We start from the raw sequence: 24,265 nt of genomic DNA on the forward strand, positions 1-24,265 counted from the left end.
CGCTCGCGTCGGCCGCGGCCGCCGCGGAGGGCGCGCGCACGCCGCGATCGGCGCCGCCCCGCGCCGCGGGCCGCTGGTCGGTGCTGCCGATGGCCAGCGACGCCGCCACGCCGCGCGCGCACGCGCTCGGCGAGACGCTGCTCGAGCGGTACGGCGTCGTGACCCGCGGATCGGTCGTCGCGGAGGACCACCTCGGCGGGTTCGCGCTCGCCTACCGCACGCTCGCGGGCTTCGAGGAGACGGGACGAGTCCGTCGCGGCTACTTCATCGACGGGCAGGGCGGCGCCCAGTTCGCGACGAGCGCCGCAGTCGACCGGCTTCGGCAGGCGCCCACGGGCGGGGCGGTCGTGCTCGCCGCGACCGATCCGGCCAACCCGTTCGGCGCGGCCCTCGACTGGCCCGAGCCCACCACGGAGATCACGCACCGCCCGGCGCGAAAGGGCGGCGCGCTCGTCGCCATCGTCGACGGCGAGGCGGTGTTCTACCTCGAACGCGGTGGGCGGACGGCCCTGGTCTTCACCGACGACGACGAGGCGCTCGGCGCGGGCGCGACCGCGCTCGCCGAGGCCCTCGGCCGGGCTCGTGGCGCCCGGTTCCGCGTCGAGTCGGTGAACGGCGCGGGCGTGCACGGCTCGGTGCTCGACCCGCCGCTGCGCGCGGCCGGGTTCCGCGAGACCCCGCAGGGGCTCCGGTTCGAGGCGAGGGGCTGAGATGCCCGAGGGTGACACCGTGTTCCGCGCGGCGAAGCGGCTCGATGACGCGCTCGCCGGCCGCGTGGTGACGCGCACCGACCTGCGCGTGCCCGCCTTCGCCACCGTCGACCTCGCCGGTGAGGTCGTGCACTCCGTCGGCAGCCGGGGCAAGCACCTGCTCATGCGCATCGGCGAGGCCGTGCTGCACACGCACCTCAAGATGGAGGGGGAGTGGCGCCTGCTCCGCCCCGGGCAGAAGTGGCCCCGCCCGGCGCACCGGGCTCGCGCGATCGTCGAGACCGCCGAGGCCACCGCCATCGGCTTCGACCTCGGCCTCGTCGAGGTGTTCCCGGCGGCCGAGGAGGCCGATCGGATGGGCTACCTCGGCCCGGACCTGCTGGGTCCCGACTGGGATCCGGCCGAGGCGGCGCGGCGACTCGCCGCGGCGCCCGAGGTGCCCGCCGTGGTCGCGCTCGCCGACCAGCGCAACCTCGCCGGGCTCGGCAACGTCCTCGTCAACGAGGTGTGCTTCCTCCGCGGCATCCGCCCCGACCGCCCGATCGGCGAGGTCGACCTCGCACCGACGCTCGACCTCGCGCGCCGGGTGATCTTCGCCAATCGGGAGCGGCTGGAACGCACCACGACGGGCGACACCCGACCGGGACGCCGGCTGTGGGTCTACGGTCGCGAGGGCGAGCCGTGCCGGCGGTGCGGCACGCGTATCGTGCACGGCCGTTTCGGACGCAACGACGTCGAGCTTCGCGAGACGTACTGGTGCCCGCACTGCCAGCCGTGACCGGCTGAACGGGTCAGGTGACCGGGCCGGTCCACTTCTCGCCCGGGCCCTGGCCGATCGGGTCGGGGATGGTCGAGGCTTCGCGGAACGCCAGCTGGAGCGAGCGCAGGCCGTCGCGCAGCGACCGGGCGTGCATGTCGCTGATCTCCGGCGCCCCGGCGGTGATGAGCCCAGCGAGCGAGTTGATGAGCTTGCGCGCCTCGTCGAGGTCGGTCTGCGACTCGGGGTCGTCGGCGAGCCCGACCTTGACGGCCGCCGCGCTCATGAGGTGCACCGCCGCGGTCGTGATGACCTCGACCGCGGGCACCTCGGCGATGTCGCGCGTCGCGTCGGCGACGGCCTCGCCGTGCTCGTCGGCGGGGGCGTGCTCGGACGCACGCGTGGGCTCGGGCGAAGTGTCGCTCACCGGGGGATTCCTCTGCTAGACTACTGCGGGCTCCGGGGCCAGTCCCCGGTACGAAAGTGGAGAGACTCCCACCCGCGCATACCGCTTCATCAAGGTTACCGGGTCGTTCGCACTCCGCTTCCCCGCTCCGGCGGGGGAGTAGCAAGGGTGCCGCATGAGCCCGCGGATTCGATTCCGCGGGAGTCATCGCGTGGATTTCCGCTCTCGTCGTCGGGCGGCATCCGTCTCCCGATGAGCTGGAACCAGTTCGAGTAGAGGAGACACGCATCAGCGATCCGCGTACCAATGACCGTATCCGCGTCCCCGAGGTCCGCCTCGTGGGCCCTGGCGGAGAGCAGGTCGGCGTCGTGAAGATCGAGGTGGCACTGCGGCTCGCGCAGGAGGCCGACCTCGATCTCGTCGAGGTCGCGCCGAACTCCCGTCCGCCGGTCGTCAAGATCATGGACTACGGCAAGTACAAGTACGAGGCTGCGCAGAAGGCCAAGGAGGCTCGGCGCAACCAGGCGAACACGATCCTCAAGGAGGTCCGGTTCCGCCTCAAGATCGACAAGCACGACTACGAGACCAAGATGAAGCGCGCCGTCGGCTTCCTGAAGGCCGGTGACAAGGTGAAGGCGATGATCCTGTTCCGTGGTCGCGAGCAGTCGCGTCCCGAGATGGGCGTCCGCCTCCTGCAGCGCTTCGCGGAAGACGTGGCCGAGTACGGCACCGTCGAGCACAACCCCACGATCGACGGCCGCAACATGGTGATGGTCATCGCTCCCCTGAAGAACAAGTCCGAGGCCAAGGCCGAGGCGAACGCACAGCGTGCTGCGGCGAAGCAGCGCCCCTCGGCCGAGTCCGAGGGCGACGAGCCGCAGTCGGCCGAGGCCACCGAGGCCTAGGCCAGTACGACGTCCGTCATCCCCGAGTGGCGGCAGAACCAAGGAGAAACACGAGATGCCGAAGCAGAAGACCCACTCCGGGTCCAAGAAGCGCTTCAAGGTCACCGGCAGCGGCAAGATCAAGAAGCAGCAGGCCGGTATGCGTCACAACCTCGAGGGCAAGTCCTCGGTGCGCACCCGCCGTCTGAACCAGGACAAGGTCGCCTCGGCGCCCGACACCAAGGTCATCAAGAAGCTGCTCGGTCGCTGAGCGACGAGACCCGATAAGGAAGTAACAGAGCAATGGCAAGAGTGAAGCGCGCAGTCAATGCGCACAAGAAGCGTCGGGTCATCCTCGAGCGCGCCGAAGGCTACCGCGGTCAGCGGTCGCGCCTCTACCGCAAGGCGAAGGAGCAGGTCACCCACTCGCTCGTCTACTCGTACAACGACCGTCGTGCGAAGAAGGGCGACTTCCGTCGCCTCTGGATCCAGCGGATCAACGCCGCTGCGCGCCAGAACGGCATGACCTACAACCGCCTCATCCAGGGCCTCGGCCTCGCCGGCATCGAGGTCGACCGTCGCATCCTCGCCGACCTCGCGGTCAACGAGCCTGCGACGTTCGCCGCCCTCGTCGAGAGCGCCAAGCAGGCCCTCCCGAGCGACGTGAACGCCCCGAAGAACGCGGCCTAGGCCTCGTCCTCCGGTCGCAACGGCCCGGCATCCCCTTCGGATGCCGGGCCGTTCGCCGTCTCCGGGCGGATGCCGCCGGCGCGGCTCGCGCGCGCGGCCCCGCTCGGCGGGGCGGCCGTCGGCCGGGCCTGCGGTCCGTAGACTTGCCGCATGCTCGAGAACCCCAGGTCGCCGCGAGTGCGGGCCGTCGCGAAGCTCGCGAAGAAGCCCGCACGCGTCGAGACGGGCATGTTCCTCCTCGAAGGGCCGCAGGCGGTCGCCGAGGCGCTGACGTTCCGCCCGCAACTCGTGGTCGAGCTCTACGCCACGCCGACGGCGCTCGAGCGGTACAGCGACATCGGCGACACCGCCATCGACGCGGGCGTCGACGTCGAGTACGTCTCCGAAGAGGTGCTGAACGCGATGGCCGACACCGTCACGCCGCAGGGCTTCGTGGCCGTGTGCCACCAGTTCCCGACCGCCGTGAAGGACGTGTTCGCGTCGAAGCCGACGCTCGTCGCGATCCTCGAGGAGGTGCGCGACCCGGGCAACGCCGGCACGATCGTCCGGGCAGCGGATGCCGCGGGCGCCGACGCCGTCGTCTTCACCGGCCGCGCGGTCGACCTCTACAACCCCAAGGTGGTCCGGTCCTCGACGGGATCGATCTTCCACCTGCCCGTGGCGGTCGGCGCGGAGCTCGAGGACGTGCTCGCGCGGGCGCGGGAAGCGGGACTCACCGTCCTGGCGGCCGACGTCAAGGGCGACGACCTCCTGTCGGCCCGCCGCGAGGGCCTGCTCGAGCGACCGACGGCGTGGCTGTTCGGCAACGAGGCCCGGGGGCTGCCCGACGACAAGCTCGCGCTCGCCGACCGCGTCGTGACGGTTCCCATCTACGGTCACGCGGAGTCGATGAACCTCGCGACCGCGGCATCCGTCTGCCTCTACGAGAGCGCGTTCGCGCAGCGCGACCGCTAGGTCACGAAACGGTAAACCCGCAGGCGGGCGGGTGGCCGCGCGAGCCTCGCGGGCCCTAGTTTGAGGGGTATGCCTCCGGCCGACACCGCACCTCGAACGTCGAACATCTCGGTCCGTCGCGGCGAACCGCTCGTGGTGATCGACCACGTCGACAAGCACTTCGGCGACCTCCACGTCCTGAACGACATCAACACCGTCGTGAACCGCGGTGAGGTGGTCGTCGTGATCGGCCCGTCCGGTTCGGGCAAGTCGACGCTCTGCCGCGCCATCAACCGGCTCGAGACCATCGACTCGGGCACCATCACCATCGACGGCCAGAAGCTCCCGGAAGAGGGCGCCGGGCTCGCGAAGCTGCGCGCCGACGTCGGCATGGTGTTCCAGTCGTTCAACCTCTTCGCCCACAAGACGGTGCTCGAGAACGTCACGCTCGCGCCGATCAAGGTGAAGCGGATGTCGCGGAAGGACGCGGACGCGAAGGCGATGGAGCTGCTGGAGCGAGTCGGCGTCGCGAACCAGGCGCAGAAGATGCCCGCGCAGCTGTCCGGCGGCCAGCAGCAGCGCGTGGCGATCGCCCGATCGCTCGCCATGAACCCCAAGTTGATCCTGATGGACGAGCCGACCAGCGCGCTCGACCCGGAGATGATCAACGAAGTGCTCGACGTCATGGTCGGGCTCGCCGAGCAGGGCATGACGATGATCGTCGTCACGCACGAGATGGGCTTCGCCCGCAAGGCGGCCGACCGCGTCCTGTTCATGGCCGACGGCCGCATCGTCGAGGAGGCCACCCCCGCCGACTTCTTCGACCACCCGAAGACCGATCGCGCGAAGGACTTCCTCTCGAAGATCCTCGATCACTAGACCTCCGCTGCCACGAGCGGCGGAGCAACCCGAACGAACCACGAGAGATGAGGCACGACATGAGACGCAGCAGAATCGCACTGGTGGCAGCCGCCGCCGCGTCGGCGCTCCTGTTCAGCGGGTGCGCCGGTGATGCCGGCACTCCGGGTGACGACGGGGCCGAGCCCAGCGTCGAGGAGGCCCCCGAGTTCGAGGAGGGCACGACGATGGCCGAGCTCGCCGAGGCGGGCAGCATCACCATCGGCACCAAGTTCGACCAGCCGCTCTTCGGCCTGGTGGGCCCGTCGGGCGAGCCCGAGGGCTTCGACGTCGAGATCGGCAAGATCATCGCGGGCAAGCTCGGCATCTCGCCGGAGAACATCGAGTGGGTCGAGACCGTCTCGGCCAACCGCGAGCCGTTCATCGAGCAGGGCGAGGTCGATCTGGTCATCGCCACCTACACGATCAACGACGAACGCAAGAAGGTCGTCGACTTCGCCGGACCGTACTTCGAGGCCGGCCAGTCGATCCTCGTGCTCGAGGGCAACGAGGACATCCAGAGCGAGGAGGACCTCGTCGGTCAGCCGGTGTGTTCGGTGACGGGCTCGACCCCCGCGGCGAACCTCAAGGACCTCGGCGCGGAGGTCATCGAGACCGACACGTACAGCAACTGCCTCGAGCCGCTGCGCAGCGGACAGGCCGTCGCGGTGTCGACCGACAACGTGATCCTCGCGGGGCTCATCGACCAGAACCCGGGTGAGTTCAAGATCGTCGGCGACCCCTTCACGCAGGAGCCGTACGGCATCGGCCTCCAGAAGGGCGATGACGAGTTCCGCGACTTCATCAACGACGTGCTCGAGGAGTCGTACGACGACGGCACGTACGAGGAGGCCTGGAACTCCACGGCCGGAACCGTCCTCGAGTTCCGCGACCCGCCGGCCGTCGACCGGTACTGATCCCGTCGTGCGGGACCCGGTCCTGGCCGGGTCCCGCACCATCCCCTGAGCGCCCGGCTGAACCGCCGGCCCACCAACCGTTGAGCGAAGGAGGAGCATGGACGCCGTCGTCGACAACCTGCCCGCGTACTTCCAGGGCTTCGGTATGACGCTGCTGCTCCTCGTCGTGTCCGGGCTCGCGGCGCTGCTGATCGGCACGATCATCGCGGCGATGCGCATCTCTCCGGTGCCGTCGCTGCGATGGTTCGCGACCATTTACACGGAGCTCGTGCGCAACACGCCGCTGACACTGGTGCTGTTCTTCTGCGCCTTCGTCCTGCCGGTGCTCGGCTCCCGCCTCGACTACGTCACGGCGGCGGCCATCGGCCTCTCCGTCTACACCTCGCCGTTCATCGCCGAGGCGCTCCGCTCGGGTGTGAACGGCGTTCCGGTCGGACAGGCGGAGGCCGCCCGAAGCGTCGGCTTCGGCTTCGGCCAGACCGTGGGACTCATCGTCCTTCCGCAGGCGTTCCGCATGACCATCCCGCCGCTCATCAACGTCTTCATCGCCCTCACGAAGAACACCTCGGTCGCCGGCGGGTTCTTCGTCGTCGAGCTCTTCGCCGTCGGCCGCACGCTCGCGAACGCGCGCGGCGACGCGGTGATCCCGATCCTCCTCGGCGTCGCGACCTTCTACCTCCTCATCACGGTGCCGCTCGGTCTGCTCGCCGCGCGGCTCGAACGACGTTGGGTGGTCCAGCGATGACGAGCGTCCTCTTCGATGCCCCGGGTCCTCGCGCGCGACGCCGGTCCCTCATCATGTCCATCGTCGGCGGACTCCTGATCGCCGCCGGCCTGGCATGGGTGCTGTTCACGCTCGGCTCCCCGAAGGGCACGCTGCCCGGATACTTCGACCCGTCGCGCTGGGACGTCTTCGCCGATCCGACCACCTGGCGGTACATCTTCGTCGCCGGCGTGTGGGGCACCCTCCGCGCCGCGCTCGTCGCCTCCGTCCTCGCGATCGCGCTGGGCATCCTCTTCTCGCTGCTCCGCAGCGCCCAGACGCGCTGGATCCGCGTCCCCACGGCCGTCGTCCTCGAGTTCGTGCGAGGCATGCCGGTCCTGCTGATGATGCTGTTCATCCTGCTGGTGTTCCGGAGCGGTTCCTACTGGGCCGTCGTGGCGGCGCTCGCGCTCTACAACGGCGCCCTCATCGGCGAGGCGCTGCGGGCGGGGCTCGCCTCGCTCCCGCGCGGGCAGCGCGAGGCCGGGCTCAGCCTGGGCATGAGGCCCATGCAGTCGAAGATGCTGGTCGAGTTCCCGCAGGCGTTCCGGCAGATGCTGCCGATCATCATCGCCCAGCTCGTCGTCCTGCTGAAGGACACCTCGCTCGGCTACATCGTCGGCTACGCCGAACTGCTGCGGGTGAACATGAACCAGCTCGCGAACTTCTACGGCAACTACTACCTGTTCTCGTTCTTCGTGGTCACCCTCGTGCTCTACCTCGCGATGAACCTCATCCTGTCGTGGTTCGCGCGGTGGGTCGCGCGTCGCACGGCGAGCAAGACCGGCCGCGCCGCACCGGATCCCGACCAGGAGGACCAGGAACTGCTGCGGGCGAAGGCGATCGCCGAGTCCCAGCAGAGCGGGCAGGGCGCCTAGCCGCGGACGTTCGGGCGCGTCTTCACCGGGACACGGACATCCGCGGGCCACGACTAGACTCGTTCTTCGTGTCCGAGCCCCTCCAGATCACCGAAGCCGCGGTCGACGCGGCCGTCGACGCGGCCCTCGCCGCCATCGCGGCGGCCGGCGATTCCGCCGCGCTGAAGGCCGTCCGCGCCGAGCACACCGGCGAGAAGTCCACGCTCGCGCGCCTCAACGCGTCGCTCCGCAGCGTGCCGAACGACCAGAAGGCCGCGCTCGGCAAGCTGGTCGGCTCCGCCCGAGGCCGCGTCAACCAGGCGTTCGCCGCGCGCGAGGCCGAGATCGTCGCCGCCGAGGCCGAGGCGCAGCTCGCCGCCGAGGCGGTCGACGTCACGGCCCTGCCGTCGCGTTTCACGCCCGGTGCGCGCCATCCGCTCACCCTGCTGCAGGACCGCGTGTGCGACGTGTTCACCGGTATGGGCTGGGAGATCGCGGAAGGCCCCGAGCTCGAGAGCGAGTGGTTCAACTTCGACGCGCTGAACTTCGATGCCGACCACCCGGCGCGCGCCATGCAGGACACCTTCTTCGTCGACCCGCCCGAGTCGCACCTCGTGCTGCGCACCCACACGAGCCCGGTGCAGGTGCGCTCGATGCTCGAGCGGGAGGTGCCGATCTACGTGCTCGCGCCGGGCCGGGTGTACCGCACCGACGAGTTCGATGCGACCCACCTGCCCGTCTTCATGCAGTTCGAGGGCCTCGCCGTCGACAAGGGCCTCACGATGGCGCACCTGCGCGGCACGCTCGACCACTTCGTGAAGTCGATCTTCGGCGACGACGCCAAGGTGCGCCTGCGCCCGAGCTTCTTCCCGTTCACCGAGCCGTCGGCCGAGCTCGACTTCTGGCACCCGACCTTCAAGGGCGGCGCCCGCTGGATCGAGTGGGGCGGCTGCGGCATGGTGCACCCCAACGTGCTCCGCGCGGCCGGCATCGACCCCGAGGAGTACACGGGCTTCGCCTTCGGCATGGGCATCGAGCGCGGGCTCATGCTCCGCAACGGCGTCCAGGACATGCGCGACATGGCCGAGGGCGACATCCGCTTCTCGCAGCAGTTCGGAATGGTGGTCTAGAGATATGCGAGTGCCGCTCAGCTGGCTCGCCGAGTACGTCGACCTGCCCCCGGGCACCTCCCTCGAGGAGGTGCACGCGGCGCTCGTGCGCGTCGGGCTCGAGGAGGAGGACGTGCACACGTTCGACCTCCAGGGTCCGATCGTGGTGGGCGAGGTCCTCGAGTTCGTCGAGGAACCGCAGTCCAACGGCAAGACCATCCGGTGGTGCCAGGTGCGCGTGGCACCGGACGGCGAGCCGGCGGCCGACGGCGGCGACGCCGTGCACGGCATCGTCTGCGGGGCCCGGAACTTCTTCGTCGGCGACAAGGTCGTCGTGACCCTGCCCGGGTCCGTGCTGCCGGGACCCTTCCCGATCGCGGCCCGCAAGACCTACGGCCACGTCTCGGACGGCATGATCGCTTCGGCACGCGAGCTCGGCCTCGGCGAGGACCACGACGGCATCCTGCGCCTGTCGACGCTCGGCATCGACGCGCCCGTCGGCACCGACGCCATCGCGCTGCTCGGCCTCGACGACGCGGCGGTCGAGATCAACGTGACGCCCGACCGCGGCTACGCGTTCTCGATCCGCGGCGTGGCGCGCGAGTACGCGCACGCGACGGGTGCGGTCTTCCGCGACCCGGCCGAGCAGGTGGCGGCAGCGGATGCCGCGGCCGACGCGTTCCCGGTCGAGATCCGCGACGACGCGCCCATCCGCGGCCGCGTCGGCGCGAGCGTCTTCGCGACGCGCATCGTGCGCGGCATCGACGCGACCCGACCGACGCCGGCATGGATGGTGGCGCGGCTCAAGCTCGCCGGCATCCGCTCGCTGTCGCTGCCGGTCGACATCACCAACTACGTGATGCTCGAGCTCGGCCAGCCCATCCACGGCTACGACCTCGACGCGCTGCAGGGCGGCATCGTGGTGCGTCGCGCGCAGCCGGGGGAGACGCTCGAGACGCTCGACGGGAAGGTCCGCACGCTCGACCCCGAAGACCTGCTCATCACGGACGACCGGGGCGCCATCGGGCTCGCGGGCGTCATGGGCGGCGCCGACACGGAGATCGGCGACCAGACCCGCAACGTCCTCATCGAGGCGGCGAACTTCGACCCGGTCTCCATCGCCCGCACCGCCCGCCGGCACAAGCTGCCGAGCGAGGCGTCCAAGCGCTTCGAGCGCGGCGTCGACCCGGCGATCGCGGGGGCGGCGGCGGCGCGGGTCGCCCAGCTCCTCGTCGACCTCGCCGGTGGCACCGCCGACGAGGCGGGGTCGCTCATCCACGCGGCACCCGAGCGCGAGGCGATCCTGCTGCCCGACGGCTACGTCACCCGGCTCATCGGCGTCGAGTACACCGAGGCGGAGGTGCACGACGCCCTCGCCGAGATCGGCGGTCGCGTCTCGCGCGTCGACGGCGGCTTCGCCGTGGTACCGCCGAGCTGGCGTCCCGACCTCACCGCGAAGGCCGACCTGGCCGAGGAGGTGGCGCGCCTGCTCGGCTACGACCGCATCCCGTCGGTGCTGCCGGTCGCCCCGCCCGGGCGCGGCCTCACGCGTTCGCAGCGGGTGCGCCGGACGGTCGCGGACGCCCTCGCCGCCGCGGGAGCGACCGAGGTGCTCGCCTTCCCGTTCGTGACGGAGGCCGAGAACGCGCAGTTCGGCTCGACGGACGGCTCGGCGGTGGCGAGCGTGAAGCTCGCGAACGCGCTCGACGCCTCGACGCCGTTCCTGCGCCGCTCGCTGCTGCCCGGCCTCATCGGGGTCGCCCGCCGCAACCTCTCGCGCGGGCTCACCGACCTCGACGTGTTCGAGCTCGGACTCGTCTTCCTCCCCGAGGAGGGTCGCGAGTACGGCGCCACCGAACTCCCGATCGGCTGGGAGCGTCCGGCCGACGACGTCCTGAGCGGGCTCGACGCCGGCATCCCGGCGCAGCCGCGGCACCTCGCCGTGCTCCTCACCGGCGACCGGTCCCCGAAGCAGCCCGGGCGACCGGCCGAGCCCGCCGGCATCTCCGACGCGCTCGACGCGGTGCGCCGCGTCGCTCACGCCGCGGGCGCCCGGGTCGAGTTCGCCCAGGGCGCGCACCATGCGCTCCACCCCGGCCGCACCGCCGAGGTCCGGGTGGCCGGGCAGGTCGTCGGCTACGCCGGTGAACTGCACCCGGCGCTCGCCGCCGAGGCCGACCTTCCGCGCGTCGTCGCCGTCGCCGAGATCGACCTGGACGCGATCATCGCGCTCACCGACCCGGCCGTCGAAGCTCGAACCATCGGCACGCTGCCAGCCGCGACCCAGGACCTCTCGCTGGTGGTGGACGCCGAGGTGCCCGCCGCCGCGGTGGCCGACGCCGTGCGCGAGGGCGCCGGTGAGCTGCTCGAGGAGCTGCGCCTCGTCGACGACTACCGCGGCACCGGGGTGCCCGAGGGAGCCAAGAGCCTCACCTTCGCCCTCCGCTTCCGCGCCGTCGACCGCACGCTGACGGCCGCGGAGGCCAGCGACGCCAAGCTCGAGGGCGCGGCGGTCGCCGCCGAGCGCACGGGTGCGGCGATCCGCGAGTAGCGGCATCCGACGACCCAAGCGACGGGGCGTCACGGCGGTAGCGCCGGGCGCCCCGTCGCCGTCGATGCGGGACGGGGGGTGCCGCGACGCCGGCCGCGGCGGTACCGTGGGGCATGGCCGAAGCGAAGACCCAGCCGACCGGCGCATCGGTGTCCGAGTTCCTCGCCGCCGTCGAACCCGCCGGGCGCCGCGACGACGGCTTCGAGTTGCGCGAGCTCTTCGATCGGGTCACCGACACCGACGCGGTGATGTGGGGGCCCTCGATCGTCGGCTACGGCCTGCACCACTACCGCTACGCGTCGGGTCGCGAGGGCGACTGGCCGGTCGTCGGGTTCTCGCCGCGGAAGGCGTCGATCTCGCTCTACGGGCTCCAGACACCCGGCGCCGAGGAGCTCATCGATCGCCTTGGCAAGGTCAAGGTCGGCGCGGGCTGCCTGTGGATCGGACGCCTGGACACGATCGACCGCCACGTTCTGGAGTCCCTCGTGGATCGGGCGTGGGTCCGCACGCGCGGCGACGACCTCTGAGCGGCGAGCCGGGGCGCGACGACCGGCGTCCGGCGTCATCCGGTTTGCGAGGGCCGCGGACCGGTCGGTAGGGTCGCTGCATGTCCACCGGTCGCCTCGGCACCCCCGCACGCCTCGGGCGTGCCGCTGCGGTGCGCGGTCGACGGCGAGGCGAGCGCCGAATCCAGGCGACCCCCGCGACGGGCTGATCCCGCCGTCCCGGGCGTCGCCGGAGCCGTCTCACCCGACCGATCAGCCCATAAGGTGGAATCCATGACGTATACCGTCGCCGTCTCCGGCGCGTCCGGCTACGCGGGCGGCGAGCTGCTGCGCCTGCTCGCCGACCATCCCCAGTTCGACGTGCGCACGGTCACGGCGCACTCCAACGCCGGCCAGCCGCTCACGGCGGTGCAGCCGCACCTGCGAAGCTACACGCACCTCACCCTGAAGGAGACGTCGGCCGAGACGCTCGGCGGGCACGACGTCGTCTTCCTCGCACTGCCGCACGGCGCGTCCGGCGCGATCGCGGCGCAGCTGTCCGACGAGACGCTCGTCATCGACTGCGGTGCCGACCACCGCCTGGAGGAGCCGTCCGATTGGGCCGAGTTCTACGGCGGCGACTTCCACGGGGCGTGGGCGTACGGCGTGCCGGAGCTGCCGCGGCTGTCGGGCACGCAGCGCACGCGCCTGGCGAAGACGCGCCGCATCGCGGCCCCGGGCTGCAACGCCTCCACCGTGTCGCTCTCACTCGCCCCCGGGATCCGTGCGGGCGTCATCGAGGATCGCGACATCGTCGCGGTGCTCGCGGTCGGGCCGTCGGGCGCGGGGCGTGCGCTGAAGGCGCACCTGCTGGGCTCCGAGATCCTCGGCTCGGCGAACCCGTACGCCGTGGGCGGCACCCACCGTCACCTCCCCGAGATCCGGCAGGCGCTGCGCTGGGCGGGCGCCGCCGACCCGACGCTGTCGTTCACCCCCGTGATCGTGCCGATGTCGCGGGGCATCCTCGCGACGTCGACCGCGCGCATCGTGCCGGGCACGGATGCCGCCACGGTGCGGGCGGCGTGGGAGGACGCGTACGCCGGCGAAGCGTTCGTCCAGCTCCTGCCGACCGGGCAGTTCCCGCGCACGGCCGACGTCCTCGGGGCGAACACGGCGCTCATGGGCCTCGCCGTCGACGAGGCGGCGGGCCGGGTCGTGGTCGTCACCGCCGTCGACAACCTCGTGAAGGGCACCGCGGGCGCCGCGATCCAGTCGGCGAACATCGCGCTCGGCCTCGCCGAGACGACGGGCCTGCCCGTGAACGGGGTCGCGCCGTGACGGTCACCGCGCCGGCGGGCTTCGAGGCGGCGGGCATCGCCGCGGGCATCAAGCGCACGGGCGCGCTCGACCTCGCACTCGTGGTCAACCGGGGTCCGAAGCAGCACGCGGCCGCGGTGTTCACCTCGAACCGCGCCAAGGCGAACCCGATCCTGTGGTCCGAGCAGGTCATCGCCGACGGCACCGTCGCCGCGGTCGTCCTGAACTCCGGCGGCGCGAACTGCTTCACCGGGCCCGAGGGGTTCCAGGTCACCCATCGCACGGCCGAGGCCGCGGCATCCGCCCTGCACGTCTCGGCGGGCGACGTGCTCGTCTGCTCGACCGGACTCATCGGCGACCAGCTCGACGGCGAGGTGCTCGAGGAGGGCGTGCTGTCGGCAGCGAACCGGCTCGCGGCCGACGCCGCGGCGGGCGCCGATGCGGCCCGCGCGATCATGACCACCGATTCCCGCCCGAAGACGGTCGAACTCCAGGTCGACGGATGGCGCATCGGGGGCATGGCGAAGGGCGCGGGCATGCTCGCGCCGGGCCTCGCGACCATGCTCGTCGTGCTCACGACCGACGCCGAGGTGCCGTCGCCGCAGCTGGATGCCGCGCTGCGCCAGGCCACGCGGGTGACCTTCGACCGCCTCGACTCCGACGGCTGCATGTCGACGAACGACCAGGTCACGCTGCTGGCCTCGGGGGCGTCGGGCGTCGTCCCCGACCCCGAGACATTCGTCGAGGCGCTCACGACCGCATGCCGCGACCTCGCGCTGCAGCTGCAGGCCGATGCCGAGGGCGCGAGCCACGACATCGCCATCGAGGTCCGCGGCGCGGTCACCGAGGAGGACGCGGTCGAGGTCGGCCGGTCCGTCGCGCGCAACAACCTGTTCAAGGCCGCGATCTTCGGGAACGACCCGAACTGGGGCCGCGTGCTCGCCGCGATCGGCACGACCCGGGCGCCGTTCGATCCCTACCTCGTCGACGTCACCATGAACGGGGTCCGGGTCTGCCACGCCGGTCGCCCCGACCGGCCGCGCGACGCCGTCGACCTCGCGCCGCGCGCGACGCACGTGCTCGTCGAGCTGCACGCGGGCGAGGCCTCAGCGACGATCTGGACCAACGACCTCACCCACGACTACGTGCACGAGAACAGCGCGTACTCGAGTTGAGCATGAGCGAGGAGCAGATGACCCCCGACGGCGACGCCCGAGCGGATGCCGCTGCCGCCGCCCGCAAGGCCGAGACCCTGATCGAGTCGCTGCCGTGGTTGAAGCGCTTCCACGGCGAGATCATCGTCGTGAAGTTCGGCGGCAACGCGATGGTGAGTTCCGAGCTGCAGCGCGCCTTCGCGGAGGACATGGTCTACCTGCGGTATGCGGGCATCCGGCCGGTCGTCGTGCACGGCGGCGGCCCGCAGATCTCATCCATGCTGGAGCGGCTCGGCATCCCGAGCGAGTTCCGCGGCGGCTACCGCGTCACCACCCCGGAGACGATGGACGTCGTGCGGATGGTGCTGTCCGGCCAGGTCAACCGCGAGCTCGTGAGCCTCATCAACGAGCACGGCCCGCTGGCCGCGGGCCTCTCGGGCGAGGATGCCGGCCTCTTCCGGGGCAGGCGCCGGGGTGCGGTCGTCGACGGCGAGGAGGTCGACCTGGGACTCGTCGGCGACGTCGTCGAGGTCGACCCGGAGGGCGTGCTCGCCCAGCTCGAGGCCCGGCGCATCCCCGTCGTCTCTTCGATCGCCCCGGATCTCGACCAGCCGGGCCTGTCGCTGAACGTCAACGCCGACTCGGCCGCGGCGTCGCTCGCGGTCGCGCTGGGCGCGGCGAAGCTCGTGATCCTCACCGATGTGGCCGGCCTCTACCGGGACTGGCCCAACCGCGACTCGCTCGTCTCCGAGATCACGGCGCCCGAGCTCGAGGCACTGCTGCCCTCGCTCGAGTCGGGCATGATCCCGAAGATGGCCGCGTGCCTCGAGGCGGTCGAGGGCGGCGTGCCGAAGGCGGCGATCATCGACGGCCGCGTCCCGCACTCGATCCTGCTCGAGATCTTCACGCAGCAGGGCATCGGCACCGAGGTGGTCGCGGCGACCGATGCCGCGGCATCCGCTTCGGGCACGACGACGGATGCCACGGGGGCACGCTCGTGAGCGCGGCGACGGAGCACTGGCGCGACCGCTTCGGCCGTCGCATGATGCGCACGCTCGGGATGCCGCTGGCCAAGCTCGAACGCGGCGAGGGGTGCTGGGTCGAGGACGACGAGGGCAACCGCTACCTCGACTTCCTCGCCGGGATCGCGGTGAACTCGCTCGGCCACGCCCACCCCGTGTTCGTCGAGGCGGTGTCGCGGCAGGCCGCGACGCTCGCGCACGTGTCGAACTACTTCGCCACCGCGCCCGCGCTCGAACTCGCCGACCGGCTCGTCCGGCTGAGCGGCGCGGGGGAGTCCGGCCGGGTCTGGTTCGGCAACTCCGGCGCGGAGGCCAACGAGGCCGCCTTCAAGCTGGCACGGCTGAACAACTCCGGCGGGGCCCGGACGCGGGTCCTCGCGCTCGTCGACGCCTTCCACGGCCGCACGATGGGCTCGCTGGCGCTGACCGGCAAGCCCGCCATGCGCGACGGCTTCGAGCCGCTCCCCGGGGGCGTCCAGCACCTGCCGTCGACGATCGAGGCGCTCGAGGCGGAGATGGACGAGTCGGTCGCGGCCCTGATCCTCGAGCCGATCAAGGGCGAGGCGGGCGTGCTCGACCTGCCCGACGGCTACCTGCAGGCGGCTCGCGACCTGACCCGCCGGCACGGGGCACTCCTCATCATCGACGAGGTGCAGACCGGTGCCGGTCGAACCGGAGCCTGGTTCGCGTTCCAGCACGCGGGCATCGTGCCCGATGCGATCACCGTCGCGAAGGGCATCGGCGGCGGCATCCCGATTGGAGCGCTCGTCACGTTCGGCGACGCCTCCGAGCTGTACTCGAAGGGACAGCACGGGTCGACGTTCGGCGGGAACCCGCTCGCGACCGCCGTCGCCGGCGCCGTCCTCGACGAGATCGAACGCGCCGACCTCGTCGGCAACGCGGCCCGCCGCGGCGTCGAACTGCGCGAGCGCGTGCTCGCCATGGGATCCCCGCTCGTCGGGGGCGTGCGCGGCCGCGGACTGCTCGTCGGCATCGCGCTGACCGAACCGGTCGCCCCGGCGCTGTCGGCGGCGGCACTCGATGCCGGACTCATCGTCAACGCCGCCAACGACTCCACCATCCGCCTCGCCCCGCCGCTCATCATCGGCGACGGCGAACTCGACGAATTCGAGGCGCGGTTCGCCCGGGCCCTCGCCACGGTGTCCGAACCGCGCCGCTGACCACCTGCGCCGAGGCGCACGAACGGAAGACCACATGACGCGACACTTCCTCCGCGACGACGACATCACGCCCGCCGAGCAGTCCGAGATCCTCGACCTCGCCGCGCGCCTCAAGGCCAACCGCTGGTCGGAGCAGCCGCTGGCCGGGCCGCAGACGGTCGCGGTCATCTTCGACAAGTCCTCCACGCGCACGCGGGTGTCGTTCGCGGTCGGCATCGCCGACCTCGGCGGCTCGCCGCTGGTCATCTCGACGGCGTCCAGCCAGCTCGGCGGGAAGGAGACGCCGTCCGACACCGCCCGCGTGCTCGAGCGGATGGTGTCGGCGATCGTCTGGCGCACCTATGCGCAGGCCGGCCTCGACGAGATGGCCGCCGGTACCACGGTGCCGGTCGTCAACGCGCTCTCCGACGACTTCCACCCGTGCCAGCTCCTCGCCGACCTCCTCACCATCCGGGAGCACAAGGGCCGGCTCGACGGCCTCACCGTCGCCTTCCTCGGCGACGGCGCCTCGAACATGGCGCAGTCGTACGTCCTCGCCGGGGCGACCGCGGGCATGCACGTGCGCGTCGCGTCGCCCGAGGAGTTCGCGCCCGCGGCATCCGTCGTCGCCGACGCCGACCGCATCGCCGTCGGAACCGGCGGCTCGGTGACGCTGTACACCGACCCGGCCGAGGCCGCCGCCGGTGCCGACGTCGTCGTGACCGACACCTGGGTCTCGATGGGCAAGGAGGACGAGAAGGCGCACCGCGTCGCGACCTTCGGCCGCTACCGGGTCGATCGCGAACTCATGTCGCTCGCCAAGCCCGACGCGGTCTTCATGCACTGCCTGCCCGCCGACCGCGGCTACGAGGTCACCGCCGACGTCATCGACGGGCCGCAGTCGATCATCTGGGATGAGGCGGAGAACCGGCTGCACGCGCAGAAGGCGCTGCTCGTCTGGCTCCTCGCCAGGAAGGACGCGTGAGCATGGCCGACGCGCACGGCACGCAGGGCACCAACGAGGGATCGCTCTGGGGCGCCCGCTTCGCCGGAGGACCGTCGCCCGAACTGCAGCGGCTGTCGAAGTCCACGCACTTCGACTGGCAGCTCGCGCCCTACGACCTCGCCGGCTCGCGCGCCCACGCCCGGGCGCTGGCCGCCGCGGGCTACCTCGACCCCGGCGAGCTCGACCGCATGCTCGCCGGACTCGACGCGCTCGAGGCCCGCTTCCTCGCGGGCGAGCTCGTCGCCGCCGACTCCGACGAGGACGTGCACGGCGCGCTCGAAGCCGCGCTCATCGCCGAAGTCGGCCCCGAGCTCGGCGGCAAGCTCCGCGCCGGGCGCAGCCGCAACGACCAGATCGCGACCCTCGTGCGCCTCTACCTGAAGGACCACGCCGCGACCATCGGCCGGCAGCTCGTGCACCTCATCGACGCGCTCGCCGCCCAGGCCGACGCCCACCGCACGGCGATCATGCCCGGCCGCACCCACCTGCAGCACGCGCAGCCCGTGCTCCTCGCGCACCACCTCCTGGCGCACGGCTGGGCGCTGTCGCGCGACCTCGAGCGCCTCGTCGACTGGCTGAAGCGCGCCGATGTCTCGCCCTACGGCGGCGGCGCGCTCGCCGGGTCGACGCTCGGGCTCGATGCGGCATCCGTCGCCCGCGACCTCGGACTCGCCGCACCGGCCGAGAACTCCATCGACGGCACGGCGAGCCGCGATGTCGTGGCCGAGTTCGCGTTCGTCGCCGCGATGATCGGCATCGACCTGTCGCGCATCTCCGAGGAGGTCATCCTCTGGAACACGCGCGAGTTCGGCTTCGTGACCCTCGACGACGCGTACTCGACCGGGTCGTCGATCATGCCGCAGAAGAAGAACCCCGACATCGCCGAGCTCGCGCGCGGCAAGTCCGGCCGACTCATCGGCAACCTCACCGGCCTGCTCGCGACGCTCAAGGCCCTGCCGCTCGCCTACAACCGCGACCTGCAGGAGGACAAGGAGCCCGTGTTCGACTCGGTCGAGACGCTCGAGGTCCTGCTGCCGGCGTTCACGGGCATGGTCGAGACGCTCACGTTCCACACCGACCGGATGGCCGAGCTGGCCCCGGCCGGCTTCTCGCTGGCGACGGATGTTGCGGAGTGGCTCGTGCAGCGCCGCGTGCCGTTCCGCGACGCCCACGAGATCACCGGCGCCCTCGTGCGGCACGCCGAGCAGCACGGGCTCGAACTGCACGAGGTCGACGACGCGGGCCTCGCGGCGGTCTCGCCTCATCTCACGCCGGAGGTCCGGCAGGTGCTGACGATCGAGGGCTCCGTGGCGAGCCGCGACGGCGTCGGCGGCACCGCGCCGGTCCGCGTCGACGCGCAGTTCGCGGCGCTCGCCGATCGGGTGCGGCACCTCGTGCAGGCACTGCCGGGCGGCGACGCCTGATCGTGTCGCCGGAGCGATCGGGCTCGGGTGCGGGTGCGGGTGCGGGTGCGGGCGCACGCTCGGGCTCGGGTGAGCGGATGTCGGCGCCGGCCGGCGGCGACCACCTCGTGCGACCCGACCGGGAGTGGTTCGCACGCGACTCCGTCGAGCTCGCCCCGCTGCTGCTCGGTGCGGTGCTCGCGCACGAGACGGACGAGGGCCGCGTCGCCGTCCGGCTCGCCGAGGTGGAGGCCTACCGGGGCGTCGGGGAGGATCCCGGGTCGCACGGGTTCCGCGGCATGACCGCGCGCAATGCGGTGATGTTCGGCGAGGGCGGGCACCTCTACGCGTACTTCACCTACGGGATGCACGTGTGCATCAACATCGTCGCGGGATGGGCCGGGCGGTCCGCCGGCGTACTGCTGCGCGGCGGCACGATCGTCGAGGGCGTCGAGCTCGCGCGCGCTCGTCGCGGCCGCTCGACCGACCGTGATCTCGCTCGCGGCCCGGCACGTCTGGCGCAGGCACTCGGCGTGCCCCTGGCCCGGAACGGTGCCGACCTGCTCGCACCGCCGTTCGAGTTGCGCGTGCCGGCGGCGGCGCTGCCGCACGAGACCGGCCCGCGGACGGGCATCAGCGGCGCCGGGGGAGCGGTCGACTACCCGTGGCGGTTCTGGCTTCCCGGCGACCCCGGGGTCTCGGTGTACCGGCGGCATCCGCGGTCGCACTGACCTCGGACGCCCCGCCACGCCCCGCCGACCGGGTCGCCGATCAGCGGGTCGCTCGCTCAGCGGGTCGCCGCTCAGCGGGTGGCCAGATGCACGGCGAGCGCTGCCGCGCACGCCCAGATGAGGCTCGCGAAGGTGCCGATGATGAACCGCTCGCGTGCCTCCGGTGCCTCGAGCTCGGTGAACCGGCCGACGCCCTTGACCGCCACCACGATGGCCAGTCCCTCGGGGAAGCCGGCGATGATCGAGCCGGCCGCGCCGAGGCGCTCGAGCACGCCGATCGTGAGGCCTCCGCGGAGCACCTCGCGGCGGGGCGCGGCAACGCCCGCGACGGCCGGCTGATCCGACCTCACCGCGACGAGGATGCCGCCGTGTGCGCCGGGCGGCGCGCTCGAACCCATGGCCAGCTGCAGCGCAGTGGCGGCTGCCGGGCTGCCGCCGAACACGGCGACGACCATGCCGAGCAGCGCGACGAGGGGCGCCGCGACGGTCGGGACCGGGTCGGCCACGGTTGCGGCGGCGACGATCGAGACGACGACCGCGCCGGCGGCGGGCCAGAGGAGGATCGGCCGCGGCCGGAGGTACGCGAGCACGGACAGCACGCCGGCGCCGGCGAGCGCCGCGATGATCACCGCCCAGCCGAGCGCCGACATCGCCTCGACGAGGTTCACGGGTCCTCCTCCTGGGCCGCCCGGGTCCGGACGGGATGGGTCGACGGCCGCCCGACGAGCCTAGCGAGCCGGTCCGTCATCGCGGACCTCCGCGAGCGGAGCGTCGCCGTCGCCGTCGCCGTCGGATCCGGCGCCGCGGCGGTCGAGCTCGGCGAGCAGGCGGACGAGCGCGGGCACCGCGTCGCCGTCGGCGTTCCACTGCGCGGCCCGGAGGCGTTGGCTGACCGCGGCATCGGAGATGCCGAGGAGCCGCGCGGCGTCCTTCTGCGTGCGGCCGTCGCGGACCAGGTCGACCGCCTCCCAGCCCTGCGGCGTCCGCCGGTCGCGGAGGAGGAGCAGGAGCCGGACGAGCGCTTCGACCTGGGCGGCGTCGAGCGTGCCGGGTCGATCGTCGGCGGCACGCAGCGCGAAGCGCGCGTCCGCTCGCTTGGCCGCATCGACCGCTTCGCGCGCGGCGATGAAGGCGGGGCCGGCGGCCTTGCGCACGGCGTCGGGCAGGGGCTCGCGGACGTCGCCGACGCCCAGGCCGATGCTCCACCGCTCGGCTCGGTGCAGGGCGAGGACGAGCTCGAGCGCCGTGCCGGGATCGGCCGTGATCGCCTGCACCTCGTCACCGGCGGTCTGGTCGACGGGGAGGGCGAGGCGGTCGCCGTGTTCGGCTTGGAGCTCCTCCTGCATCGCCGCCGAGCGGTCGATGTCGGCTCGGCTGCCGATCTGGTCTGCGGTGACGACGAACATGACACCTCCTTCACCGAAGGTACCAGACTTCAACGGATGCAATCAAGGGTGCAGGCTTCACCGAGCCGAGTGAAGCCCAGGGCCTTCGTGGCTGAGGAGAGCCGCGCTGCTACCCTTGCAGTCGTGTCCGACCCCGCCATCCTCGCCGAGCAGCAGAACGACCCGACGTTCGACGACGTGTGGGAGGAACTGCGCTGGCGCGGACTGGTCCACGTGTCCACCGACGAGGCGGCCCTCAAGGAGCTGCTGGCCGGCGACCCGATCACGTACTACTGCGGCTTCGACCCGACCGCGCCCAGCCTGCACCTTGGCAACCTGGTGCAGATCCTGACGCTCCGACGCCTACAGCTCGCGGGGCACAAGCCGCTCGGCCTCGTCGGCGGCTCAACGGGACTCATCGGCGATCCGCGTCCCACGGCGGAGCGCACGCTCAACACCAAGGAGACCGTGGCCGAGTGGGTCGAACGGCTCCGGGCGCAGGTGAGCCGGTTCCTCTCGGCGGAGGGCGAGAACGCGGTCCGCATGGTGAACAACCTGGACTGGACCGCCGACCTCTCCGCGATCGACTTCCTCCGCGATATCGGCAAGCACTACCGCGTCGGCACGATGCTGAAGAAGGATGCCGTCGCCTCGCGCCTCAACTCCGAGGCGGGCATCAGCTACACCGAGTTCAGCTACCAGATCCTCCAGGGCTACGACTTCCTCGAGCTCTACCGTCAGTACGGCTGCGTGCTGCAGACGGGCGGGAGCGACCAGTGGGGCAACCTCACGAGCGGCACCGACCTGATCCATCGCGTCGAGGGCGTCCACGTCCACGCCATCGGCACACCGCTCATCACGAACTCCGACGGCACGAAGTTCGGCAAGAGCGAGGGCAACGCCATCTGGCTCGACGCCGACATGTGCAGCCCCTACCGCTTCTACCAGTTCTGGCTCAACACCGACGACGCCGACGTGATCTCGCGGCTCAAGGTGTTCACGTTCCTCACGCGCGAACGCATCGAGGAACTCGCCGAGAAGGTCGCGACCGAGCCGTTCCGTCGCGAGGCCCAGCGCGTGCTCGCCCACGAGGTGACAACGCTCGTGCATGGGGCGGATGCCACGGCGGCCGTGGTCGCCGCATCCCAGGCGCTGTTCGGCCAGGGCGATCTCGCTGCGCTCGACCGCGACACGCTCGAGGCCGCGCTCCGGGAGCTGCCGCACGTCGAGGCCGAGCCCGGCGCCTCCGTCGCGCAGCTCCTCGTCGACACCGGGCTCGTGTCGAGCCTCAGCGAGGGCCGGCGCGCGATCGCACAGGGCGGCGTCTCGCTCGACAACGCGCGCATCGACGACGATGCCGCCACCATCACCGACCGCGTCGCATCCGGCGGCATGGCGGTGCTCCGTCGCGGCAAGAAGACCCTCGCGGGCGTCTTCGTCCGGTAGGCGGCCATGACGCGAGAAGCCGCCGATCGCCTTCTCGCACGGGTGTGGTCCGAGCTTGGCCGCGACGAGGGCGAACTGGCGCTGCTCGCGCCCTTGCCCGACGCGCCGCTCCCCGCGCGACTCGACGTGTCGGCCCTCGCCGTGGCCTCCGTCGCCGCCGCCAGTCTCGCCGGATGGGCGCACGCCGCCACGCCGGGATCCATTCGGCTGGACGGGGACCGGATCGCCGGCGCCTTCCAGAGCGAGCGGGTGGCGCGGTTCGACGGCGTCGCGCCCGAAGTCTGGTCACCGCTCTCCGGGTTCCGACGTGCGCGCGACGGCTGGGTGCGCACGCATGGCAACTACCCGCACCATGCGGCCGCGCTGCGCCGCGTCCTCGGGTTGTCGAACGCGGATGCCGCGGTGCCGGCGCTGGTCGACGCGGCCGTCGCCGAGCGCGGGGCCCGCGAGCTCGCCGCCGAGGTGACCGAGGCGGGCGGCATGTGCGTCGTCGTCGAGCCCGAGGATCCGGCTGCGGACGCGCGCCTGGCGTCCGGGCCGCTGATCGAGCTCGCCCGGCTCGGCGACGCGGCCGTCCGACCACGGACCCCGTCGGAGCCGGGCCCGCTGCCCCTCGCCGGGATCCGGGTCCTCGACCTCACGCGCGTGATCGCGGGACCGGTCGCGACGCGCACGCTCGCGCTGCTCGGTGCCGAGGTGCTCCGCATCGACCCGCCCGAGCCCGCCGAGCTCGGCTGGCAGCACCTCGAGGGCGGGCCCGGCAAGCGGACGGCGCTCCTCGACGCGCGCACGGCCGACGGCGCGGCGCGACTCGACGCACTCGTCGCCGGAGCCGACGTGGTCGTGCTCGGGTACCGGCCGAACTCCTTGGCCGGGATCGGCCTCGACCCGGCGAGCCTCGCCGCGCGCCATCCGGGTCTCGTGGTCGGCCAGCTCTCGGCCTGGGGTCACGAGGGCGACGCGGCACGCCGAGGCGGGTTCGACAGCCTGGTCCAGGCGGCGAGCGGCATCGCACTGATCGAAGGCACGGACGGCGCCCCCGGCTCCCTGCCCGCCCAGGCACTCGACCATGCGTCCGGGTACCTGCTCGCCGCAGCGATCTGCTCGCTGCTCGACCGCCGCCGGCTCGAGGGCGGCAGCCTCCTCGCGCGACTCTCGCTCCGCCGGACCGCGGCCGAGCTGCTGCGGCTTCCGCGACAGACCGGCTCGGCCGGCCCGCGGTCACTCGACGACGCCGCGCGCGAGGCCCTCGCCGCCGACCTCGCGGGGCCGGCGGGCACCCAGCGGATCGCGGTGCCCGCGATCGCCTCCCCGGCGGGGCCGATGGAGTGGGGGAGCCCGCCGCATGCGTGGGGCTCGGATGCCCCGGAATGGGCGGAATGACGGGCGACACGCCCGGGATGCAGGGCCGAGTTGCAGCAGCCCGCGGAGATACGTAAAGTATTCATTCGTTGCCCCACAGGAGCGAGAGAAGCGAGAGAGCTTCTCCTCCTCAAGCGGCACGAACAGTCCCGAACCTGATGACGACTCGATCGTCCGGGTTCGAAGCGTCCGGAACGGTCCCCAGTGGATCACCGGATGAAGAACAGAACAGCCCCGGCTGATCGGTGCGCGTCGAGCGACCGTGACCCGGGTGCGTCCGTTCCTTGAGAACTCAACAGCGTGCACTATGTTCAATGCCA

At 72.1% G+C, this 24,265-nt stretch carries 25 protein-coding genes; 22 read left to right on the plus strand and 3 right to left on the minus strand.

Annotation, left to right across the window (positions count from 1 at the left end; translation table 11 throughout):
* Together RH861_RS16190 and RH861_RS16195 are read left to right on the plus strand one after the other, a co-directional pair.
* The coding region (locus RH861_RS16190; RefSeq protein ID WP_445423318.1) for an Lhr family helicase at positions 1 to 710 on the plus strand (710 nt) is incomplete at its 5' end.
* A gap of 1 nt (position 711) precedes the next feature.
* Entirely contained in the window at positions 712 to 1,488 is a 777-nt protein-coding gene (locus RH861_RS16195) for a DNA-formamidopyrimidine glycosylase family protein (protein WP_310521849.1), read from the plus strand.
* 13 nt (positions 1,489 to 1,501) lie between these two features.
* Here RH861_RS16195 and RH861_RS16200 read toward each other — a convergent pair whose 3' ends face one another.
* Positions 1,502 to 1,894 carry a DUF1844 domain-containing protein gene (locus RH861_RS16200; protein WP_310521850.1) on the minus strand — a complete coding sequence of 131 codons (393 nt, stop codon included), beginning with the start codon at positions 1,892 to 1,894 and terminating at the stop codon, positions 1,502 to 1,504.
* Between the two features lie 266 nt (positions 1,895 to 2,160).
* On the opposite strand from RH861_RS16200, the gene infC reads away from it, so the two are divergent.
* The 18 genes from infC to RH861_RS16290 all read left to right on the plus strand — a co-directional run bounded on the left by infC (position 2,161) and on the right by RH861_RS16290 (position 19,752).
* Positions 2,161 to 2,778 carry a translation initiation factor IF-3 gene (gene infC, locus RH861_RS16205; protein WP_157356816.1) on the plus strand — a complete coding sequence of 206 codons (618 nt, stop codon included), beginning with the start codon at positions 2,161 to 2,163 and terminating at the stop codon, positions 2,776 to 2,778.
* A gap of 55 nt (positions 2,779 to 2,833) precedes the next feature.
* Entirely contained in the window at positions 2,834 to 3,028 is a 195-nt protein-coding gene (rpmI, locus tag RH861_RS16210; RefSeq protein WP_067949205.1) for a 50S ribosomal protein L35, read from the plus strand.
* Positions 3,029 to 3,060: 32 nt separating this feature from the next.
* On the plus strand, positions 3,061 to 3,447 hold the full coding sequence (gene rplT / locus RH861_RS16215; RefSeq protein ID WP_067949203.1) for a 50S ribosomal protein L20: 387 nt from the start codon (positions 3,061 to 3,063) through the stop codon (positions 3,445 to 3,447).
* Between the two features lie 150 nt (positions 3,448 to 3,597).
* The gene (locus tag RH861_RS16220; protein WP_067949201.1) at positions 3,598 to 4,401 is read left to right on the plus strand and encodes a TrmH family RNA methyltransferase; all 804 of its coding nucleotides are present in this window, start codon (positions 3,598 to 3,600) and stop codon (positions 4,399 to 4,401) included.
* A 69-nt stretch (positions 4,402 to 4,470) separates the two neighbouring features.
* A complete protein-coding gene (locus tag RH861_RS16225; protein ID WP_310521851.1) occupies positions 4,471 to 5,259 on the plus strand; it encodes an amino acid ABC transporter ATP-binding protein in 789 nt (262 codons plus the stop codon).
* A gap of 59 nt (positions 5,260 to 5,318) precedes the next feature.
* Positions 5,319 to 6,194 carry a glutamate ABC transporter substrate-binding protein gene (locus RH861_RS16230; RefSeq protein ID WP_310521852.1) on the plus strand — a complete coding sequence of 292 codons (876 nt, stop codon included), beginning with the start codon at positions 5,319 to 5,321 and terminating at the stop codon, positions 6,192 to 6,194.
* 97 nt (positions 6,195 to 6,291) lie between these two features.
* Positions 6,292 to 6,939, plus strand: coding sequence for an amino acid ABC transporter permease (locus tag RH861_RS16235; protein ID WP_310521853.1), 648 nt, complete (start codon positions 6,292 to 6,294; stop codon positions 6,937 to 6,939).
* Between the two features lie 53 nt (positions 6,940 to 6,992).
* Positions 6,993 to 7,835 (plus strand): amino acid ABC transporter permease, encoded by an 843-nt coding sequence (locus RH861_RS16240; protein ID WP_310521854.1) that lies wholly within the window; start codon positions 6,993 to 6,995, stop codon positions 7,833 to 7,835.
* A gap of 68 nt (positions 7,836 to 7,903) precedes the next feature.
* On the plus strand, positions 7,904 to 8,944 hold the full coding sequence (gene pheS / locus RH861_RS16245; protein WP_067949193.1) for a phenylalanine--tRNA ligase subunit alpha: 1,041 nt from the start codon (positions 7,904 to 7,906) through the stop codon (positions 8,942 to 8,944).
* 4 nt (positions 8,945 to 8,948) lie between these two features.
* Positions 8,949 to 11,474, plus strand: coding sequence for a phenylalanine--tRNA ligase subunit beta (gene pheT, locus RH861_RS16250; RefSeq protein ID WP_310521855.1), 2,526 nt, complete (start codon positions 8,949 to 8,951; stop codon positions 11,472 to 11,474).
* 113 nt (positions 11,475 to 11,587) lie between these two features.
* A complete protein-coding gene (locus RH861_RS16255) occupies positions 11,588 to 12,001 on the plus strand; it encodes a DUF1801 domain-containing protein (protein WP_067949189.1) in 414 nt (137 codons plus the stop codon).
* A 252-nt stretch (positions 12,002 to 12,253) separates the two neighbouring features.
* Positions 12,254 to 13,297 carry an N-acetyl-gamma-glutamyl-phosphate reductase gene (argC, locus tag RH861_RS16260; RefSeq protein ID WP_310521856.1) on the plus strand — a complete coding sequence of 348 codons (1,044 nt, stop codon included), beginning with the start codon at positions 12,254 to 12,256 and terminating at the stop codon, positions 13,295 to 13,297.
* Positions 13,294 to 14,451, plus strand: coding sequence for a bifunctional glutamate N-acetyltransferase/amino-acid acetyltransferase ArgJ (gene argJ / locus RH861_RS16265; protein WP_310521857.1), 1,158 nt, complete (start codon positions 13,294 to 13,296; stop codon positions 14,449 to 14,451). Before argC ends, argJ begins: the two co-directional genes overlap by 4 nt.
* A 17-nt stretch (positions 14,452 to 14,468) precedes the next feature.
* A complete protein-coding gene (gene argB, locus RH861_RS16270; RefSeq protein ID WP_310521864.1) occupies positions 14,469 to 15,431 on the plus strand; it encodes an acetylglutamate kinase in 963 nt (320 codons plus the stop codon).
* Positions 15,428 to 16,633, plus strand: a complete 1,206-nt coding sequence (locus RH861_RS16275) for an acetylornithine transaminase (RefSeq protein ID WP_374760997.1) — start codon at positions 15,428 to 15,430, stop codon at positions 16,631 to 16,633. The genes argB and RH861_RS16275 overlap by 4 nt, the downstream gene beginning before the upstream one ends.
* A 34-nt stretch (positions 16,634 to 16,667) precedes the next feature.
* Positions 16,668 to 17,597 (plus strand): ornithine carbamoyltransferase, encoded by a 930-nt coding sequence (gene argF, locus RH861_RS16280; protein ID WP_310521858.1) that lies wholly within the window; start codon positions 16,668 to 16,670, stop codon positions 17,595 to 17,597.
* 2 nt (positions 17,598 to 17,599) lie between these two features.
* Positions 17,600 to 19,042 carry an argininosuccinate lyase gene (argH, locus tag RH861_RS16285; RefSeq protein WP_310521866.1) on the plus strand — a complete coding sequence of 481 codons (1,443 nt, stop codon included), beginning with the start codon at positions 17,600 to 17,602 and terminating at the stop codon, positions 19,040 to 19,042.
* A 77-nt stretch (positions 19,043 to 19,119) separates the two neighbouring features.
* On the plus strand, positions 19,120 to 19,752 hold the full coding sequence (locus tag RH861_RS16290) for a DNA-3-methyladenine glycosylase (RefSeq protein WP_310521859.1): 633 nt from the start codon (positions 19,120 to 19,122) through the stop codon (positions 19,750 to 19,752).
* Between the two features lie 71 nt (positions 19,753 to 19,823).
* On the opposite strand, the gene RH861_RS16295 is transcribed toward RH861_RS16290, so the two are convergent.
* A complete protein-coding gene (locus RH861_RS16295) occupies positions 19,824 to 20,420 on the minus strand; it encodes a hypothetical protein (protein ID WP_310521860.1) in 597 nt (198 codons plus the stop codon).
* A 60-nt stretch (positions 20,421 to 20,480) separates the two neighbouring features.
* Positions 20,481 to 21,158 carry a DNA-binding protein gene (locus RH861_RS16300; RefSeq protein WP_310521861.1) on the minus strand — a complete coding sequence of 226 codons (678 nt, stop codon included), beginning with the start codon at positions 21,156 to 21,158 and terminating at the stop codon, positions 20,481 to 20,483.
* A gap of 123 nt (positions 21,159 to 21,281) precedes the next feature.
* Here RH861_RS16300 and tyrS point away from each other — a divergent pair, with 123 nt between their 5' ends.
* A complete protein-coding gene (gene tyrS / locus RH861_RS16305) occupies positions 21,282 to 22,583 on the plus strand; it encodes a tyrosine--tRNA ligase (RefSeq protein ID WP_310521862.1) in 1,302 nt (433 codons plus the stop codon).
* A 6-nt stretch (positions 22,584 to 22,589) separates the two neighbouring features.
* Positions 22,590 to 23,966, plus strand: coding sequence for a CoA transferase (locus RH861_RS16310; RefSeq protein ID WP_310521863.1), 1,377 nt, complete (start codon positions 22,590 to 22,592; stop codon positions 23,964 to 23,966).
* Positions 23,967 to 24,265: the final 299 nt, after the last annotated feature.

This window comes from Agromyces indicus (assembly GCF_031432295.1).
Classification (GTDB): domain Bacteria; phylum Actinomycetota; class Actinomycetes; order Actinomycetales; family Microbacteriaceae; genus Agromyces; species Agromyces indicus.

What these genes read in the sequence shown, in the direction of transcription:
- argH (WP_310521866.1), top strand. Translation starts at nt 17,600, where the DNA reads ATGGCCGACGCGCACGGCACGCAGGGCACCAACGAGGGATCGCTCTGG.
- argF (WP_310521858.1), top strand. Translation starts at nt 16,668, where the DNA reads ATGACGCGACACTTCCTCCGCGACGACGACATCACGCCCGCCGAGCAG.
- rplT (WP_067949203.1), top strand. Translation starts at nt 3,061, where the DNA reads ATGGCAAGAGTGAAGCGCGCAGTCAATGCGCACAAGAAGCGTCGGGTC.
- RH861_RS16310 (WP_310521863.1), top strand. Translation starts at nt 22,590, where the DNA reads ATGACGCGAGAAGCCGCCGATCGCCTTCTCGCACGGGTGTGGTCCGAG.
- RH861_RS16240 (WP_310521854.1), top strand. Translation starts at nt 6,993, where the DNA reads ATGTCCATCGTCGGCGGACTCCTGATCGCCGCCGGCCTGGCATGGGTG.
- RH861_RS16255 (WP_067949189.1), top strand. Translation starts at nt 11,588, where the DNA reads ATGGCCGAAGCGAAGACCCAGCCGACCGGCGCATCGGTGTCCGAGTTC.
- RH861_RS16225 (WP_310521851.1), top strand. Translation starts at nt 4,471, where the DNA reads ATGCCTCCGGCCGACACCGCACCTCGAACGTCGAACATCTCGGTCCGT.
- rpmI (WP_067949205.1), top strand. Translation starts at nt 2,834, where the DNA reads ATGCCGAAGCAGAAGACCCACTCCGGGTCCAAGAAGCGCTTCAAGGTC.
- pheT (WP_310521855.1), top strand. Translation starts at nt 8,949, where the DNA reads ATGCGAGTGCCGCTCAGCTGGCTCGCCGAGTACGTCGACCTGCCCCCG.
- RH861_RS16300 (WP_310521861.1), bottom strand. Translation starts at nt 21,158, where the DNA reads ATGTTCGTCGTCACCGCAGACCAGATCGGCAGCCGAGCCGACATCGAC.
- RH861_RS16195 (WP_310521849.1), top strand. Translation starts at nt 712, where the DNA reads ATGCCCGAGGGTGACACCGTGTTCCGCGCGGCGAAGCGGCTCGATGAC.
- argC (WP_310521856.1), top strand. Translation starts at nt 12,254, where the DNA reads ATGACGTATACCGTCGCCGTCTCCGGCGCGTCCGGCTACGCGGGCGGC.
- RH861_RS16230 (WP_310521852.1), top strand. Translation starts at nt 5,319, where the DNA reads ATGAGACGCAGCAGAATCGCACTGGTGGCAGCCGCCGCCGCGTCGGCG.
- RH861_RS16290 (WP_310521859.1), top strand. Translation starts at nt 19,120, where the DNA reads ATGTCGGCGCCGGCCGGCGGCGACCACCTCGTGCGACCCGACCGGGAG.
- RH861_RS16235 (WP_310521853.1), top strand. Translation starts at nt 6,292, where the DNA reads ATGGACGCCGTCGTCGACAACCTGCCCGCGTACTTCCAGGGCTTCGGT.
- RH861_RS16220 (WP_067949201.1), top strand. Translation starts at nt 3,598, where the DNA reads ATGCTCGAGAACCCCAGGTCGCCGCGAGTGCGGGCCGTCGCGAAGCTC.
- argB (WP_310521864.1), top strand. Translation starts at nt 14,469, where the DNA reads ATGACCCCCGACGGCGACGCCCGAGCGGATGCCGCTGCCGCCGCCCGC.